General features: G+C 71.3%; 16 protein-coding genes. 5 read left to right on the plus strand and 11 right to left on the minus strand.

Annotated features, from left to right (window positions below):
* The first annotated feature begins 189 nt into the window (after nt 1-189).
* The 4 genes from ssb to GQQ93_RS09885 all read left to right on the plus strand — a co-directional run bounded on the left by ssb (nt 190) and on the right by GQQ93_RS09885 (nt 3,555).
* Nucleotides 190-756, plus strand: a complete 567-nt coding sequence (gene ssb, locus GQQ93_RS09870; protein WP_170296168.1) for a single-stranded DNA-binding protein — start codon at nt 190-192, stop codon at nt 754-756.
* Between the two features lie 87 nt (nt 757-843).
* Nucleotides 844-1,338, plus strand: coding sequence for a DUF6993 domain-containing protein (locus GQQ93_RS09875; RefSeq protein WP_157424068.1), 495 nt, complete (start codon nt 844-846; stop codon nt 1,336-1,338).
* A gap of 53 nt (nt 1,339-1,391) precedes the next feature.
* Nucleotides 1,392-3,074 carry an energy-dependent translational throttle protein EttA gene (ettA, locus tag GQQ93_RS09880; RefSeq protein WP_157424069.1) on the plus strand — a complete coding sequence of 561 codons (1,683 nt, stop codon included), beginning with the start codon at nt 1,392-1,394 and terminating at the stop codon, nt 3,072-3,074.
* A gap of 1 nt (nt 3,075) precedes the next feature.
* Nucleotides 3,076-3,555, plus strand: coding sequence for an acyl-CoA thioesterase (locus GQQ93_RS09885; protein ID WP_157424070.1), 480 nt, complete (start codon nt 3,076-3,078; stop codon nt 3,553-3,555).
* A gap of 63 nt (nt 3,556-3,618) precedes the next feature.
* Here GQQ93_RS09885 and GQQ93_RS09890 read toward each other — a convergent pair whose 3' ends face one another.
* The 3 genes from GQQ93_RS09890 to GQQ93_RS09900 all read right to left on the minus strand — a co-directional run bounded on the left by GQQ93_RS09890 (nt 3,619) and on the right by GQQ93_RS09900 (nt 5,603).
* The gene (locus GQQ93_RS09890) at nt 3,619-4,128 is read right to left on the minus strand and encodes a hypothetical protein (RefSeq protein WP_157424071.1); all 510 of its coding nucleotides are present in this window, start codon (nt 4,126-4,128) and stop codon (nt 3,619-3,621) included.
* 17 nt (nt 4,129-4,145) lie between these two features.
* Nucleotides 4,146-4,631, minus strand: coding sequence for a Rieske (2Fe-2S) protein (locus GQQ93_RS09895; RefSeq protein WP_170296169.1), 486 nt, complete (start codon nt 4,629-4,631; stop codon nt 4,146-4,148).
* A 96-nt stretch (nt 4,632-4,727) separates the two neighbouring features.
* On the minus strand, nt 4,728-5,603 hold the full coding sequence (locus tag GQQ93_RS09900) for an acyl-CoA thioesterase (RefSeq protein ID WP_212277304.1): 876 nt from the start codon (nt 5,601-5,603) through the stop codon (nt 4,728-4,730).
* A gap of 91 nt (nt 5,604-5,694) precedes the next feature.
* Between GQQ93_RS09900 and GQQ93_RS09905 the strand changes: the two genes are divergently transcribed.
* The gene (locus tag GQQ93_RS09905; RefSeq protein WP_157424073.1) at nt 5,695-6,375 is read left to right on the plus strand and encodes a DUF8185 domain-containing protein; all 681 of its coding nucleotides are present in this window, start codon (nt 5,695-5,697) and stop codon (nt 6,373-6,375) included.
* A 94-nt stretch (nt 6,376-6,469) separates the two neighbouring features.
* On the opposite strand, the gene GQQ93_RS09910 is transcribed toward GQQ93_RS09905, so the two are convergent.
* The 8 genes from GQQ93_RS09910 to GQQ93_RS09945 are packed head-to-tail and all read right to left on the minus strand — an operon-like array spanning nt 6,470 to nt 16,179.
* Nucleotides 6,470-8,128 carry an FAD-binding dehydrogenase gene (locus tag GQQ93_RS09910; RefSeq protein WP_157424074.1) on the minus strand — a complete coding sequence of 553 codons (1,659 nt, stop codon included), beginning with the start codon at nt 8,126-8,128 and terminating at the stop codon, nt 6,470-6,472.
* A gap of 38 nt (nt 8,129-8,166) precedes the next feature.
* Nucleotides 8,167-8,553, minus strand: coding sequence for a globin (locus GQQ93_RS09915; RefSeq protein ID WP_157424075.1), 387 nt, complete (start codon nt 8,551-8,553; stop codon nt 8,167-8,169).
* Nucleotides 8,550-9,677 carry a mechanosensitive ion channel family protein gene (locus tag GQQ93_RS09920; protein ID WP_376863314.1) on the minus strand — a complete coding sequence of 376 codons (1,128 nt, stop codon included), beginning with the start codon at nt 9,675-9,677 and terminating at the stop codon, nt 8,550-8,552. Before GQQ93_RS09920 ends, GQQ93_RS09915 begins: the two co-directional genes overlap by 4 nt.
* Nucleotides 9,678-9,688: 11 nt before the next feature.
* The gene (gene pepN, locus GQQ93_RS09925) at nt 9,689-12,259 is read right to left on the minus strand and encodes an aminopeptidase N (RefSeq protein WP_157424076.1); all 2,571 of its coding nucleotides are present in this window, start codon (nt 12,257-12,259) and stop codon (nt 9,689-9,691) included.
* A gap of 36 nt (nt 12,260-12,295) precedes the next feature.
* Nucleotides 12,296-13,033, minus strand: a complete 738-nt coding sequence (locus GQQ93_RS09930; RefSeq protein WP_157424077.1) for a response regulator transcription factor — start codon at nt 13,031-13,033, stop codon at nt 12,296-12,298.
* A complete protein-coding gene (locus GQQ93_RS09935) occupies nt 13,030-14,403 on the minus strand; it encodes a sensor histidine kinase (RefSeq protein WP_157424078.1) in 1,374 nt (457 codons plus the stop codon). Before GQQ93_RS09935 ends, GQQ93_RS09930 begins: the two co-directional genes overlap by 4 nt.
* A 10-nt stretch (nt 14,404-14,413) precedes the next feature.
* Nucleotides 14,414-15,271, minus strand: coding sequence for an ABC transporter permease (locus GQQ93_RS09940; RefSeq protein WP_157424079.1), 858 nt, complete (start codon nt 15,269-15,271; stop codon nt 14,414-14,416).
* Nucleotides 15,268-16,179 carry an ABC transporter ATP-binding protein gene (locus tag GQQ93_RS09945; protein WP_157424080.1) on the minus strand — a complete coding sequence of 304 codons (912 nt, stop codon included), beginning with the start codon at nt 16,177-16,179 and terminating at the stop codon, nt 15,268-15,270. Before GQQ93_RS09945 ends, GQQ93_RS09940 begins: the two co-directional genes overlap by 4 nt.
* Between the last annotated feature and the right edge of the window lie 117 nt (nt 16,180-16,296).

Genomic DNA, 16,296 nt, shown 5'->3' on the forward strand with positions numbered 1-16,296 from the left:
GCGTTCGTCGTCACTCTTCCTCGACAGGGCCGGCTGCGGCGCATCGGTGCACAGATCGGCGGCGGCGCCCGGATGCCTCGGGGCCCGCGCCGAGCATTGGGTCACGTGGTTCCGGGGCGGTGTCCGGCACGAGGCCGTCCCGGAGCCACGAGTCGCCGATCCGCGGCGGCGCCAGACCGAGGAGTACACATGAGCGACACCATCACGGTGACCGGCGTCGTCGGCACCGATCCCCACCAGCACGTGACCGGCGACGGGCTCGTGATCACGTCCTTCCGCGTCGCGTCGACCCGGCGGTTCTTCGACCGGGCCAAGGGCGAGTGGACCGACGGCGAGACCAACTGGTACGGCGTCTCGGCGTTCCGACAGCTCGCGCGCAACGCGAGCCTGTCGATCCGCAAGGGCGAGCGCGTCATCGTGCAGGGCCGCCTCCGCCAGCGCGCATGGGAGACCGCCACGAAGTCGGGCACCTCCGTCGAGATCGAGGCCGACGCGATCGGCCACGACCTCGCGTGGTGCGTGAGCACCTACGCCAAAGTGCAGTCGGCCAGGCCCGCCCAGGCCGACGGCAACGGCGACGGCACCGTCGAAGCAGAGGCCGCGTCGAGCGATGCGACCTCGCGAGAGGCGGGCGCGTTCGACGGAGCGGACGCCAGCGGCGCGGCCGACTGGTCGCTGCTCGAAGCCTCGATGGCCGACGAGGGCGACCACGAGGCATCCGACCTCGACGCCTTCGCGGCCGCCGAGCGCGACTGATCGCCCGACGGCGACGGCCGTCCGGTGCCGCGCGGTGTCGACCGCATAGACTCGGCTCGGGCGGTCGACACCGCGGTGAGGGGAAGCATGGCACGGTGGAACGGGACCACGGCGGCGCTCGCGCTCGCCGCAGCTGCGCTCACTCTCGGTCTCGCCGGGTGCAGCCTGTTCGGCGGGGGAGACCCGTCGCCCACCGCCTCCGGCGGACCGTCGGCGACGGAATCGGCGGCCCCGACGCCGAGCGCTCCGCCCACCTTCCGGCCTGAGCTCTCGGCCTCCGAGAACCTGGCCTTCTTCGACTCCGTGAATGCCGCGGTGGTCGCGGCGAACGCAGAGGCGGGCGGGCGGGACTTCATCGACGCGCTCGTCGCCGCGGGCTTCGACAAGACGGCGATGGAGGTCACTGCCGATCGCACGACGGTCGACCTCGACGCAGACTCGGTGCAGTTCGCGGTGCTCTTCCAGGACGAATGCCTCGTCGGGCAGTACGGCCCTGCGTCGGGCGGGTACCACGGCGCGGTGCGCCCGGCGCTCGGAACGGGCGACTGTCTCGTCGGCGAGACTCGCCCCATAGACTGGTAGGCGACACGGCGGGCCGCGTTCGGCCGCTACCGCATGGGGTTTGAGGGAAGATCTTGGCTGATTACATTTACTCGATGGTTCGCGCGCGCAAGGCGGTGGGCGACAAGGTCATCCTCGACGACGTGACCATGGCGTTCCTGCCCGGGGCGAAGATCGGCGTCGTCGGCCCGAACGGTGCCGGCAAGTCGACGATCCTGAAGATCATGGCCGGCCTCGACCAGCCGTCGAACGGCGAGGCGAAGCTCACCCCCGGCTACTCGGTCGGCATCCTCATGCAGGAGCCCGAGCTCGACGAGTCGAAGACCGTGCTCGAGAACGTGCAGGAGGGCGTGGGCCCCATCAAGGCCAAGCTCGACCGGTTCAACGAGATCTCGCTGCTCATGGCCGAGCCCGACGCCGACTTCGACGCGCTGCTCGCCGAGATGGGCACGCTGCAAGAGGAGATCGACGCGGCCGACGCCTGGGATCTCGACTCCCAGCTCGAGCAGGCGATGGACGCGCTGCGCTGCCCTCCGGGCGACGAGCAGGTCTCGGTGCTCTCGGGCGGTGAGAAGCGTCGTGTCGCGCTCTGCAAGCTGCTGCTGCAGAAGCCCGACCTGCTGCTGCTCGACGAGCCCACCAACCACCTCGACGCCGAGAGCGTGCTCTGGCTCGAGCAGCACCTCGCCAAGTACCCCGGCGCCGTGCTCGCCGTCACCCACGACCGGTACTTCCTCGACCACGTCGCCGAGTGGATCTGCGAGGTCGACCGCGGTCGGCTCTACCCCTACGAGGGCAACTACTCGACCTACCTCGAGAAGAAGCAGGAGCGCCTCACCGTCCAGGGCAAGAAGGACGCGAAGCTCGCCAAGCGCCTGAAGGAGGAGCTCGAGTGGGTCCGCTCGAACGCCAAGGGCCGTCAGGCCAAGTCGAAGGCGCGCCTCGCCCGCTATGAGGAGATGGCGTCCGAGGCCGAGCGCACGCGGAAGCTCGACTTCGAGGAGATCCAGATCCCGGCCGGTCCCCGCCTCGGCGACATCGTGCTCGAGGTCAAGAACCTCAAGAAGGGCTTCGGCGACCGGGTCCTCATCGACGGCCTCAGCTTCTCGCTGCCGCGCAACGGCATCGTCGGCATCATCGGCCCGAACGGCGTCGGCAAGACGACGCTCTTCAAGACCATCGTCGGCCTCGAGCCGAGCGACAGCGGCTCGGTCAAGATCGGCGAGACCGTGCAGATCTCGTACGTCGACCAGACGCGTGGCGGCATCGACCCGAACAAGTCGCTCTGGGAGGTCGTGTCCGACGGGCTCGACTACATCCAGGTCGGCAAGGTCGAGGTGCCGAGCCGCGCCTACGTCTCGACCTTCGGCTTCAAGGGTCCCGACCAGCAGAAGCGCGCCGGCATCCTCTCGGGCGGTGAGCGCAACCGCCTCAACCTCGCGCTCACGCTCAAGCAGGGCGGCAACCTGCTGCTGCTCGACGAACCGACCAACGACCTCGACGTCGAGACCCTGTCGAGCCTCGAGAACGCGCTCCTCGAGTTCCCGGGCTGCGCCGTGGTCATCACCCACGACCGGTGGTTCCTCGACCGCATCGCCACGCACATCCTCGCCTACGAGGGCACCGAGGAGAACCCGGCGAACTGGCACTGGTTCGAGGGCAACTTCGAGTCGTACGAGGCGAACAAGGTCGAGCGCCTCGGCGCCGACGCTGCGAAGCCGCACCGCTCGACCTACCGCAAGCTGACGCGAGACTGACATGCGCCTGCACGTGCCCACCCCGTTGCGGTGGAGCGACCTCGACGCCTACGGGCACGTGAACAACGCCCGGATGCTGAGCCTCCTCGAGGAGGCTCGCATCCAGGCGTTCTGGGTCGACGAGCACGGCACCGCCGAGCACGCGGTGGGCGCGTCCACCGCGGTCATCGACGCGACGCCCGGGTCGACGACGATCACGCTGATCGCGCGTCAGGAGATCGAGTACCTCTCACCGATCCCGTACCAGCGACTGCCGCTCGACATCGAACTCTGGATCGGGCACATGGGCGGCGCGAGCCTCGACGTCTGCTACGAGGTGTTCTCGCCGGTCGGGGTCGAACCTCGAGTGCGCTACACGCGCGCGGTCACGACGATCGTGCTCGTCGACGCCGCGACCGAGCGACCCAGACGCATGACCGACGAGGAGCGCGACGCCTGGACGCCGTACCTCGAGGAGACGATCAGCTTCCGCCGCCGCTGAGCGATCGGCGCCGAAAGCCGTCGTCCGAGCCCGCCGGAGGGACGGCGCCGTGGTCGCGCCGAGTCATCGTTCGAGCGGATCCTCGCTGAACGACCCCTCCCAGACGGCGCGGCTGCCCGCCTCACCGATCCGCACCAACGTCACGGTCGAACCGATCGCGACCGCGAGCGACGCGATCACGAGCCCTGCCGCGACACCGACGCGGACTCCTCGCGACATCCCGCCGCTCGTGCGCCGTGAATCCGCGCGTTCCACGAGCGCCCATGCCGCGGTGAGCACGGCCACGGCGAGCAGCCCGGAGAGCCAGGGGGTGAGTTCTTCGCCCATGCCGGTGTGCTGCTGGATGAGGGGTGCCTCGGGAACCCTGGCCTCGAGCCACTTGCCGGCCTCGACGGTGAGGAGGCCGAGCGGCACGAGCAGTGCCGCGCCGATGAGGGTGGGCAGCCACAGCACCCGCCGTGCGGCGGGCCAGGCGGCGAGCACGACGAGCAGCAGTGCCACGAGCGGCGTGAGCACGATGACGGCGTGCACGAGCAGCACGTGCAGCGGGAGTCCCGCGAAGCTGTACTCCATCTCGTTCGACCTCGGCCTCAGGAGGCGGTGACGATCCGGTCGCCGGAGACGGCGACGGCGATCGGCGTCAGCGGGTCGATCGCGGGGCCCTGCACCACCTCGCCGGTGGCGGCCTCGTAGATGGAGCCGTGGCACGGGCAGTGGAACTCCTCGCCGGCCGCCGCGACGACGCACTGCTGATGCGTGCAGATCGCACTGAACGCGACCACCTGCCCCGCCGTCGGCTGCGCGATGAGCGCGGGCTCGCCGTCGATCTCCGCATCGATGCTGCCGCCGACCGGGACATCGGCGAGGGCGCCGACATCGCCGCCGACCGCGGGAGCGTCGGGCTCCGGGCCGGTCGTCGCCGTCGGCTCGTCCTCGAGGGTCGGCTCGACGGTCGGGTCGGCGTTGCCGCCCGGGTCGTCCGCGGCGCACCCCGCGAGGGTGAGGGCGCTGCCGACCGCGCCCACCGAACCGATGGTGAGCACTGCGCGTCGCGTGAGATCGCTGGGTTCCGTCATCGCCGAACTCCTTCGCCCGCTCGGGGCGCCGTGGTGCGCCCACGCCCCCATTGTGGGCCACCGACACGCCCGGCGCCGGGATTGCACAGCAATCGCTCAGTCGCGCGGCGCGGGCACCCGCACCATGCCCTCCTGGGCGACGCTCGCGACGAGCACGCCGTCGCGGGTGTACACGCGGCCGAGCGAGAGCCCACGGCCGCCGCTCGCCGACGGCGACTCCTGCACGTAGAGCAACCACTCGTCGACCCGTGCGTCGCGGTGCCACCACATGGCGTGGTCGAGGCTCGCGACCTTCAACCCGGGGGTCGCCCACGCGACGCCGTGCGCGCGCAGCACCGGCTCGAGGATCGAGTAGTCGCTCGCGTAGGCGAGCGCCGCCCGGTGCTGCTTGGGGTCGTCGGGCAGCCTGCCGAAGGCCTTCATCCACACGGCCTGGTGCGGGGTGCGGTCGCCGTCGACCGTGAGGTAGATCGGCGAGGGCACGTGGCGCACGTCGAACGCGCGCTCGTTCGACCAGTAGCGGGCGACATCGTGGTCGAACTGGCCGAGCACGTCGGCGGTCGACGGCAGCGACTCGGGATCGGGCAGGCCCTCGGGCATGTCGAGCTGGTGCTCGACGCCGTCGTCGTCGGTCTGGAACGAGGCGATGAGCGAGAGGATCGGTTCGCCGTGCTGATACGCCTGCGTGCGCCGGGTCGAGAACGAGCGTCCGTCGTGGATGCGGTCGACCGAGAAGGTGATGGGGTGCGCGACATCGCCCGGGCGCAGGAAGTACCCGTGCATCGAATGGATGTTGCGGTCGTCGGGGACGGTGTGCAGGGCGGCGACGATCGACTGGGCGAGCACCTGCCCGCCGAAGACCCGGCCGAGGGGCATCCACTGCGACGGACCGGTGAAGATGTCTTCAGTCGTGCGCGCACCGGTATCGGTGAGATTCAGGGTGCTCAGCAGGCCGTCGATGGGTCCGTTCATCGTTCCTCCGTGTCGGTGGGCGGCCGCCGCCGGCGCCGTGGAACGCGGGCCAGCCGGAACAGCCCCGCTCACTTGGTAGTTTAGACAGGAGATGGTTCAACGACTCACGCTCGCCGACAGCCTGTCGCTCGGCGATCTGCACACGTACCTGCAACGGGCCGCCCGCGTCGAAGACGGGTCGGTGCGTCTGATCGCCGGCTCCGGAATCCTCGCCGTGTACACCGCGATCCTGTACCCACGCGGCATCCTCGACGAGAGCCCGACCGTGCTCGGCCTGCGCACCTTCGCGCTCGCCGACACCGAGGAGTTCGATTCGGTCGTGCCGATGCGCTCGCTCGTCGAGCGCATCGTGCGCGCCCGCGGCGAGCTCGGCGAGGGCGACGAGTCGCGGCCGATCTCGATGTCGCGACCGCCAGAGGTGAACACCGTCACGTGGGCGGGCATCTCGCCGCCACGAGGCGGCTGGCGCCCGCTCGGCGAGGCGGATGCCTCGGTGCTCGAAGCCGCGGCGCGTGCGGGCATCGACGAGGTCGCAGAGGCGATCCCCGCGGGCACGGGCGAGCAGCTGGTGCAGCGCGTCCGCTCCGAGGTGTGGGGCCGCGGCGTCGAGGGCGTCGAGTACCTGCCGACCGGGGCGGCGTTCGCGGCCTTCAGCCTCGGATTCCTCGGCGACGACCCCGTGCAGCTGTTCGAGACCGGACCGTGGACCAGGCTCTCCTCGCGCCGCGGGCACGTGCTCGTGCGGCGCAAGCCCTGGACGCTGAAGGCGTAACGGTCGACGAGTCGCTCGACCGGCACGAACGTCGTCTCGAGGCCACCCGCTTCCGACGGCCTCGAGACGCTCCTCCGTCGCTCGTCGAGCGCAGTCAGCCCCGGGCGATCGCCCGCCCGGCCGCCCGGCCGGTGAAGAGGCATCCGCCGAGGAAGGTGCCCTCGAGCGCCCGGTAGCCGTGCACGCCGCCGCCGCCGAAGCCCGACGCCTCGCCCGCCGCGTACAGCCCGGGAACGGGCGCGCCGTCGGCGTCGAGCGCGCGCGAGTCGAGGTCGGTCTGAATGCCGCCGAGGCTCTTGCGGGTGAGGATGTGCAGCTTCACCGCGATGAGCGGTCCGGCTTCGGGGTCGAGGAATCGATGCGGCGTCGCCACCCGGATGAGCTTGTCGCCGCGGTACTTGCGCGCACCCCGCAGGGCGGTGATCTGGAGGTCCTTCGTGAACTCGTTCTCGATCTCGCGGTCGTGCGCGTGCACCTCGCGCTCGATGTTCGCGGTGTCGAGCGGCGCGTCGGGGGAGAGGGCGCGCATCCGCTCGAGCAGCTCGTCGAGGGTGTCGGCGACGATGAAGTCGACGCCGTGCTCCTTGAACGCCTCGACCGGTGCGGGAGCGCCCGGCCGAACGCGTTGGGCGAGCAGCTTCAGGTCTTTGCCCGTGAGATCGGGGTTCTGCTCGCTGCCCGAGAGCGCGAACTCCTTCTCGATGATCTTCTGGGTGAGCACGAACCACGAGTGCCCGTGGCCGGTCGCCATGAGGTGCTCGAGCGTGCCGAGCGTGTCGAACCCGGGGAAGAGCGGCGGCGGCAGCCGGCGCCCCGCTGCGTCGAACCAGAGCGACGACGGACCGGGCAGGATGCGGATGCCGTGCAGCGGCCACACCGGGTCCCAGTTGGTGATGCCCTCGGTGTAGTGCCACATGCGGTCGCCGTTCACGAGCCGCGCACCGGATGCCTCGGCGATGCCGAGCATGCGTCCGTCGACGTGGGCGGGCACGCCCGAGAGCATCTCGGCGGGCGGCTCGCCGAGCCGCGCCGGCCACGCCGCGCGCACGAGCTCGTGGTTGCCGCCGATGCCGCCGGACGAGACCACCACTGCGGGAGCCCGCAGCTCGAAGTCGCCGACGACGTCGCGGTTCGAGGCCTCGCCCCGCGCCGCGTCGTCGGGCGCCAGCACGGCGCCGCGCACGCCGACGACCGCGCCGCCCTCGACGATGAGCTCGTCGACCCTGTGGCGGTGGCGGAACTCGACGAGTCCTGCGGCCTCCCCGGCCCTCACCCGCGCGATGAAGGGCGCGAGCACGCCCGGCCCGGTGCCCCAGGTGATGTGGAACCGCGGCACGGAGTTGCCGTGGCTGATCGCCTGCCCGGCGCCGCGTTCGGCCCATCCGACGACCGGGAAGAAGCGCACCCCCTTCTCGTGCAGCCAGGCGCGCTTCTCACCGGCGGCGAACTCGAGGTACGCCTCGGCCCAGCGCCGGCCCCACTCGTCCTCCTCGCGGTCGAACGCCGCGGTGCCCTCCCAGTCCTGGCGGGCGAGGTCGAGCGAGTCCTTCACCCCCATGCGCCGCTGTTCGGGCGAGTCGACGAGGAACAGGCCGCCGAAGGACCAGTGGGCCTGGCCGCCGAGGCTCGCCGCGGGCTCCTGGTCGACGACGACGACGCGGCGGCCGGCGTCGACGAGTTCGGACGCCGCGACGAGGCCGGCGAGGCCGGCACCGACGATGATCGCATCGGGGGTGGATGCTGCTGCTGCCACAGTGACTCCTTCGTCGCTTCGGGTGGTGGCGGTGGACCTCAGTCGTCGAAGGTGTTCACCATCGCGAAAGCGGCTCGCTGGAGATAATCCCACAGTGTCTCCTCGGCGAGCGGCGGGAGCTCGAGCGAGTCGACGGCGGTGCGCATGTGGGCGAGCCAGCGGTCGCGGGCGTCGGGGTTCACCGTGAACGGCTGGTGGCGCAGTCTGAGGCGCGGGTGGCCGCGCTCTTCGCTGTAGGTGCCGGGGCCGCCCCAGTACTGCTCGAGGAAGAGCTGGAGGCGCAGCGCCGCAGGGCCGAGGTCTTCTTCGGGGTACATCGGCTTCAGCACCGGGTCGCCGGCGACGCCGCGGTAGAACTCGGCGACGAGCTTCTCGAAGGTCGGTCGGCCGCCGACCTCGTCGTAGAACGATCGGATCTCGGTCATGCCGCGCCTCCGTCGGGGGTGTTCGGCGGGGTCGGCGTCGTGCCGCCGCCAGTGCCGCGCGGCAGGCGCGGCGCCCGGTTCTTCGGCTTCTTCACGGGCTGGCCGGGCACGACGCTATTCGGCGAGGTGCGCGGCGGCTTCGCGCCCTTCACGCGGGTGGCGCCGTCGAACCCGGTGAGCACGACGCTCGCGAGGCTCGGGAGCTTCAGCTCCATCTCGTCGAGCGTGCGCTTCAGCCGCATCCGGAGCTCGCGGGCGACGTCGTCCTTCGCGGAGGAACGCACCTTCATGACGATCCGCAGCACGAGCGCATCGGCCGAGATCGACTCGAGCCCCCAGACCTCGGGCTTCTCGAGCACGCGCGAACGCCACTTGCTCGAGTGCGCCATCTCGGTCGCGGTGCGCAGCAGTTCGGTCTCGACGGCGTCGACGTCGGCGTCGTAGGGCACGGCGAGGTCGATGATGACCCGCGCCCAGCCCTGCGACATGTTGCCGACCCGCAGGATCTCGCCGTTGCGCACGAACCAGAGGGTTCCGTTGACGTCGCGGACCGTCGTGATGCGGATCCGCACCTCCTCGACGATGCCGGTGGCGGGGCCGAGGTCGACGACGTCGCCCACGCCGAGCTGGTCCTCGACGACCATGAAGATGCCGTTGAGGGCGTCTTTCACGATGTTCTGCGCGCCGAAGCCGAGGCCGGCGCCGACGGCCGCCGTCAGCAGCGCGAACGAGCCGAGGATCTGCTCGTTGATGGTCGTGACGATGAGCAGCACCACGACGATGAAGAGCGTCACGTTGACGATGTTGGTGAGCACCGTGCCGAGCGTGCGGGTGCGCTGCACGACGCGCACGGCCGCGAGCGGCGAGGCCTGCAGCGCCTGCGTGTCGGTGACGTCCTGCTTCTTCTTGACGCCCGTGACGATCTGCTTGACGACCCGCTCGATGACGAAGTGCAGCACCCAGCGGATCAGCAGCGCGATGGCGATGATCATCGCGATCGAGATCAGCTTGCCGAGCATGACGTCCCAGTTGTCGGCCCAGAACTGCGCGATGCTCGCCCAGAAATCACCGCTCACCGGGTTGTTCTCCGTCTCATCGACGGCGGGCTCTGCAAAACCGAACATGGTTGGCAAGTCTACTGAGCCCCACCCGAGAGCTCGCTGGCATCGCGCGACCGTGCGGCGAGCGCCCGGTCGAGCTCGGCGAGGTGCTCGGAGACGATGCGGTGCATCGAGGCGGGCTCGGGGTGCTCGGCGAGCCACGCGCGGGTGAGCTCGGCGAGCTCCACGTCGACGAGGGGACTCGGGAAGAGCCGCGTCGAGAGGATCGCGGCCATGTTGTACGAGCGCTCCTCCCAGACGCGGGGCATCGCATCGAGGTACTCGCGCGCGACGGCGGCGAGGAGCTCGGGTGCGTTCGTGCGGCGCCAGCCGTCGGCGATCGCGCGCGCGAGGTCGTTCGACAGGCCGGTGTCGGTCATCGCGCGCCGCCACGCGGCATCCTTCACCGCCTGGTCGGGGCGGGCGGCGCGCGCCGTCTCGGCGAGCTGCCGCCCCTTGGCGGTGTCGTCGGCGGCGAGCGTCGCCGCGAGCTCCTCGTCGTCGCCGGCGCCGAGCGCGGCGCGCGCGATCACGAGCTCCCAGCGCAGGTCGAGGTCGATCTCGAGCCCGGCGAGGGCGATCGTGCCCTCGAGGAGGCTGCCGAGCACGTCTCCGTGCGCGGCGGTCGTCGCGAGGCGGGTGAAGGCCTTCACGAACTGCAGCTGGGCATCGGACCCCGCGGGCGCCAGCTCGGCGAGCGCCCAGATCGCGTCGCCCGCCTCGTCGGAGAGCCGTTCGCGGTGCTCGTCGGCGAGGTAGCGGCCGAGGGCGAGCTCGAGCCGGCCGAGGGCGAGCGCGCGGGCCGACGACTGGGTCTCGTGCCCGATCGAGGCGAGCACGAGACGCACGAACGCTGCGGCCGGGAGTTCGGCGTCGCGCACCGCGTCCCATGCCGAACCGAGCACGACGGCGCGGGCCACCGGGTCGGCGAGCTCGGCGAGGTGGTGCACGGCCGTGTCGAAGGAGTGCGCATCGAGCCGGACCTTGGCGTACGTGAGGTCGTCGTCGTTCACGAGGAGGAGGTCGGGCATGGTCTCGCCGACGAGCTCGGGCAGTTCGGTGCGCGCACCGTCGACGTCGAGCTCGACGCGGAAGGAACGGGTCAGCCCGGCGTCGCCGAGCGTGTAGCCGCCGATCGCGAGACGGTGGGGCCGCAGGGTCGGATGCGACGGCGCCGCCGTCTGCTCGAGGTGCGCGGCCGTGATCGTGCCCGAGGCATCCTGTTCGACGATCGCGCGCAGCGTGTTGACGCCCGCCGTCTCGAGCCAGAGCTGCGACCACCGGGTGAGCTCGCGCCCGCTCGCCCGCTCGAGCTCGTCGAGCAGGTCTCGCAGGGTCGCGTTGCCGCCGGCGTTGGCGGCGAGGTACGCGCCGACGCCGCGCTGGAAGGCCTCGAGCCCGACCCAGGCGACGAGCTGCTTCAGCACCGAGGCGCCCTTGTCGTAGGTGATGGCGTCGAAGTTCACCTCGACGTCTTCGAGGTCGCGGATCTCGGCGACGATCGGGTGCGTCGACGGGAGCTGGTCCTGCTCGGCGGCGTGCGTCTTCTCATCGCTCGCGAAGGTCGCCCAGACGCCGGTGAACTCGGTGACCTGCGACGTCGCGAGGGTCGAAGCCCACGTCGCGAACGACTCGTTGAGCCACAGGTCGTTCCACCACTTCATGGTGACCGAGTTGCCGAACCACATGTGGCTGAGCTCGTGCAGCACGACGATCGCGCGCTGCTCGCGGCGGGCGTCGGAGACGCGGGAGCGGAACAGGTACGACTCGTTGAAGGTGACCGCACCGACGTTCTCCATCGCGCCCCAGTTGTACTCGGGCACGAAGATCTGGTCGTACTTGCCGTACGGGTACGGCACGCCGAAGGCCCGCTCGTAGAACGCGAGCCCCGCCTGCACCGTCTGGAACATCATCTCGGGGTCGGCGTACTCGGCGAGCGAGGCGCGGGTGAAGAGGCCGAGCGGCACCTCGCGGCCGTCGACGCTCGTCGCGGTGCCGCGCCAGCTCGCGTACGGGCCGGCGATGATCGCCACGATGTAGCTCGAGATGACCGGCCCGGTCTCGAACGCCCAGGTGGCGTGGCCGGATGCCTCGGGGCCGGCCACCGGCTCGGGCGACGGGGCGTTCGACAGCACGCTCCAGTGCGCGGGCGCGGTGATCGTGAAGCGCACGCCCGCCTTCAGGTCGGGCTGGTCGAAGACGGCGTACACGCGGTTCGCCTCGGCGACGGCGAACTCGGTGTACAGGTAGGTCTCGCCGTCGACGGGGTCGACGAAGCGGTGAAGGCCCTCGCCGCTGTTCGTGTAGCGGGCGTCGGCGACGACGCGCAACTCGTTCTCTGCGGCGAGTCCGTCGAGCCTGATGCGGGTGCCGTCGCTCACCTCGGCCGGGTCGAGCGGTCGCCCGTTGAGCACGACCTCGTGCACGCGCTCGGTGCACGCCTCGATGAAGGTCGAGGCCCCGGCGACGCCGCCGAATCGGGCGATCGTCTCGCTGCGGAAGGTCTCGCCGTCGCCCGTGAGGTCGAGCACGACCTCGTAGCTCGGGGAGTCGACGGTCGTCGCCCGCTCCTCGGCTTCGATGCGGGTGAGGTTGGCAGCAGGCATGGACGATCCCTTTCGTGGCGAGTGCGCCCAGCCAGCCTAGCGAGCCGGACGGTGCCCGTTCGGCGGCTCCAGCACGCCGAGCTCGTACGCGATGATGACGAGCTGCACCCGATCGCGTGCGCCGAGCTTCTGCAGCACCCGCCCGACGTGCGTCTTCACCGTCGACTCGGAGAGGAAGAAGCGTTCGGCGAGCTCGGTGTTGTTGAGTCCTTCGGCGATCGCCTGCAGGATCTCGCGCTCGCGGGCGGTCAGCGCGTCGAGCGGCCCGGGCGCGGCGGCCGCAGGTGCGCGGACGTCGGAGCCCGCGGGCAGGTCTTCGGCGAAGAGCTCGAGCATGCGCCTCGTCACCCGCGGCGAGAGGGCCGCCTCACCTGCATGCACGGTGCGGATCGCGGTCACGAGCTCCTGCGGACGCACATCCTTCAGCAGGAACCCGCTCGCGCCCGCACGGATCGCCGCGAAGGCGTACTCGTCGAGGTCGAAGGTGGTGAGCACGATGATGCGGGTCTCGGGATGCCTCGCGCTGACCTCCGCGGTTGCGGCGATGCCGTCCATGCCGGGCATCCGCACGTCCATCAGCAGCACGTCGACCCGCGTCGTGTCGACGAGCCCGAGCGCCGCGCGGCCGTCGGCGGCCTCGCCGACCACGTCGATGCCCGACTCGGCTTCGAGCACGAGCCGGAACCCGGTGCGCACGAGCGCCTGGTCGTCGACGAGGCCGACCCGGATCGGAGCGGGGGACGGCTGGTGCGGTTCGTGCAGGGCGTCGGTCATTCGGCTTCGTCCTTCGCTGGGTCGGTCCGGGCGCCTTCCGGCGCGTCGTCGGGTGCGTCGTGGGATGCGTCGTGGGGGAGCCGCTCGGGCTCGGGAAGCCCGAGCGTCGCGTGCAGCCGCCAGCCGCGTCCGGGGAGGGGCCCGGCCTCGAGGGCGCCGCCGTGGAGCGCCGCCCGTTCGCGCAGACCCGCGATCCCCCGGCCGGCGCCCCGTGTGGCGGTCGCGCCGCCCTTCCCGTCATGCGGGGCGTCGTCGTCGACCGTGATCTCGACGGCATCGGGGCGATGCTCGACGCGGACGTCGACGCGGTGCGCGCGCTCGCCGTGTCGGAGCGCGTTCGTGAGCCCCTCCTGCACGATCCGGTAGACCGCGAGGCCCGTCGCGGCGTCATCGGTCGGCACGCCGACGGTGGTGAGCGTGACCGGCATCCCCGTGTCGCGGAAGCCCTCGACGAGCTCGGGCAGGGCGCTGAGGCCCGGCTGCGGGGCGAGTTCGGCGGGTTCGGCGTCGGGCCCCGTGAGCACCCCCAGCATGCGCCGCATCTCGCCGAGCGCGTCGCGCCCCGTCTCGGCGACGCTCCGCATCACCTCGGCGGCGCGTTCGGGGTCGCGCCCGACGGTGGCCGCGGAGCCGTCGGCGAGCGTCACCATGACGGTGAGGCCGTGCGAGACGATGTCGTGCAGTTCACGCGCGATGCGCGCGCGTTCGGCGGCGGCCGCGAGCCGGGCCTGCTGGTCGCGTTCGCGGGCGAGGTCGTGCGCGCGGGCGATGAGCGCATCGAGGTAGCGGCGGCGATTGCCGACGGTGACGCCGATGAGCGTCGCGATGAGCATGACCACGGCGTACTGCATGGAGGCGGCGCCAGGGCCGCCGACGAGCTCGGGGCCGGGCAGGAGCGCGATGGCGACGAACCAGGTGGCGAGGTACGCGGCGACCGTCGAGACGGCGACCGAGACGGCGAAGCCGATCCACGCGGCCTTCGTCGAACGGTAGACGCCGAGGCCGTAGAGCGCGAACAGCATCGGGTAGACGTCGCTCCCGCTGAGCGGGTACACCATGAGGCACACGAGCCACGCGACGGCCATCACGAGCCACGGCTGCGAGCGCCGGAACAGCAGCAGTGCGGCCGTGCCGATCGCGATGCCCACGAGCTGCAGCACGGTGGTCCAGAGCGGCGGCTCGGGATCGTCGGTCGCGAGCACGATCGTGGTGATGAACGTCGGCACCAGATAGGCGGCGGCGATGAGCGAGTCGGTGAGTCGCGGATGCCTCGCCCAGAACTGCCGGATCACCCCCGGCGGCTTGGGCAGACGCAATTCTCCCCCGACCGCCGAAGCCGGGCGGCCGGGGGAGAACGGTGCTTCCGTCATAGGCAGGACTCTACGCGTCCCGGCGCTTGAGGAGCACGGTTGCGCCGGCGAGGGAGACCCCCACCCAGGCCAGCACCACCAGGAGGCTCTGCCATGCGTTCGGGCCGACGATGTCCGCGGAGTCCGCGCCGATGGCGGTGAACATCGTCATGCCCGCACTGGAGAGCAGGTAGGGGATCATGTCGTGCGCCCACTCGGCGGGGATCAGCTGCAGCACGGTCGGCAGGAGGAGCAGCAGGCCGAGGACGGCGGCGATGCCGCCCGCGCTCGAGCGGAGCATCGTGCCGACGCCGAGGGCGAAGACGGCGACGAGCGCGAGGTAGAGCGCACCGCCGGCGAGGGAGAGGAGCACGTCGTCCTGGAACAGGTTCGCCGAGACATCCACACCCGCGAAGACGATCGACGAGGTGAGGAAGGCGGCGAGGTTCGCGACGAGCCCGATGACGAAGGTCGCGACGAAGAGCACGACGGCCTTGCCCGCGAGGGCGGGCAGACGCTTCGGCACCGCGGTGAGCGTCGAGCGGATCATGCCGGTCGTGTACTCGCCGCTGATGACGAGCACGCCGAGCACGCCGACGACGAGCTGACCGAAGTAGACGCCGAACACCGCGGACTGCAGCACGAGCTGGGTCTGCTCGGCGGCGGGCACGCTCGACCCGTCCATGCCGCCGTCCATGCCGTACGCCATGCTGAACGACATCAGCAGCGCCATGCCGAGCGAGATCGCGATGACGATCAGGTACGACCAGACGGTCGAGCGGAGGCTGCGGAGCTTGACCCACTCGGAACGGAGCACGCCGCCGAGGCTGAGTCGCGTGGTGCGCGTGCCCTGCGCGGGGTGCGTTGCGGTCGGGGTGATGGTGGTCATCGGACTGCCTCCGTACGGTACTCGACCGCGTCGGCCGTGAGCGCCATGTAGGCCTCCTCGAGCGACGCGTTCTGGGGGGTGAGTTCGTGGATCGCGAGCCCGTGCTGGGCCGCGAGGTCGCCGATGCCGGCGGCATCGACGCCGGTCACCTCGAGGAGGCCCTGCTCCGAGCGCAGCACGGCGACCTCGGGCGCTGCGAGCAGCTCGGCCAGCTGCGAGGCGTGCGGCGAACGCACGCGGACGCGCGGGCGGGTGCCGCCGTCGATGATGTCGGCGACGGGGGCGTCGGCGATGATCTCGCCGCGGCCGAGCACGATGAGGTGGTCGGCGGTCTGCGCCATCTCGCTCATCAGGTGCGACGAGAGGAACACGGTGCGGCCCTCGCTCGCGAGGTGGCGCACGAACTGGCGCACCCAGAGCACGCCCTCGGGGTCGAGGCCGTTGACGGGCTCGTCGAGGATGAGCGTCGAAGGGTCGCCGAGCATGGCCGCGGCGATGCCGAGGCGCTGGCCCATGCCGAGCGAGAAGCCGCCGACGCGCTTGCGGGCGACCGACTCGAGGCCGGTCAGCTCGATGACCTCGCGCACCCGGCGCTTGCCGATGCCGTGCGTGGCCGCCATCGCGAGCAGGTGGTTCTCGGCGGTGCGGCCGGTGTGCACGGCCTTCGCGTCGAGGAGCGCGCCGACCTCGTGCAGCGGGGCGCGGTGCTCGGCGTAGGGTTTGCCGCCGACGGTGACGGTGCCGGCGCTCGGGCGGTCGAGCCCCACGATCATGCGCATCGTGGTGGACTTGCCTGCGCCGTTCGGACCGAGGAACCCGGTCACCTGACCTGGGCGCACGCTGAACGTGATGTCGTTGACGGCCGTCTTCTGGCCGTAGCGCTTGGTGAGCGCGGTTGCGGTGATCATGTCTTCGACGTTACGGATGCCGCAGCCGTCGGCGCGTCCGTCGCGGGAATGGTTCGGGGGGGGGGGGGGGGGGGGCCGGGGGCCCCCCCCCCCCCCCGCCCCGAAGAGACCGCGGTG

It is taken from the genome of Agromyces lapidis, from assembly GCF_009749405.1.
Taxonomy (GTDB): Bacteria; Actinomycetota; Actinomycetes; order Actinomycetales; family Microbacteriaceae; genus Agromyces; species Agromyces lapidis.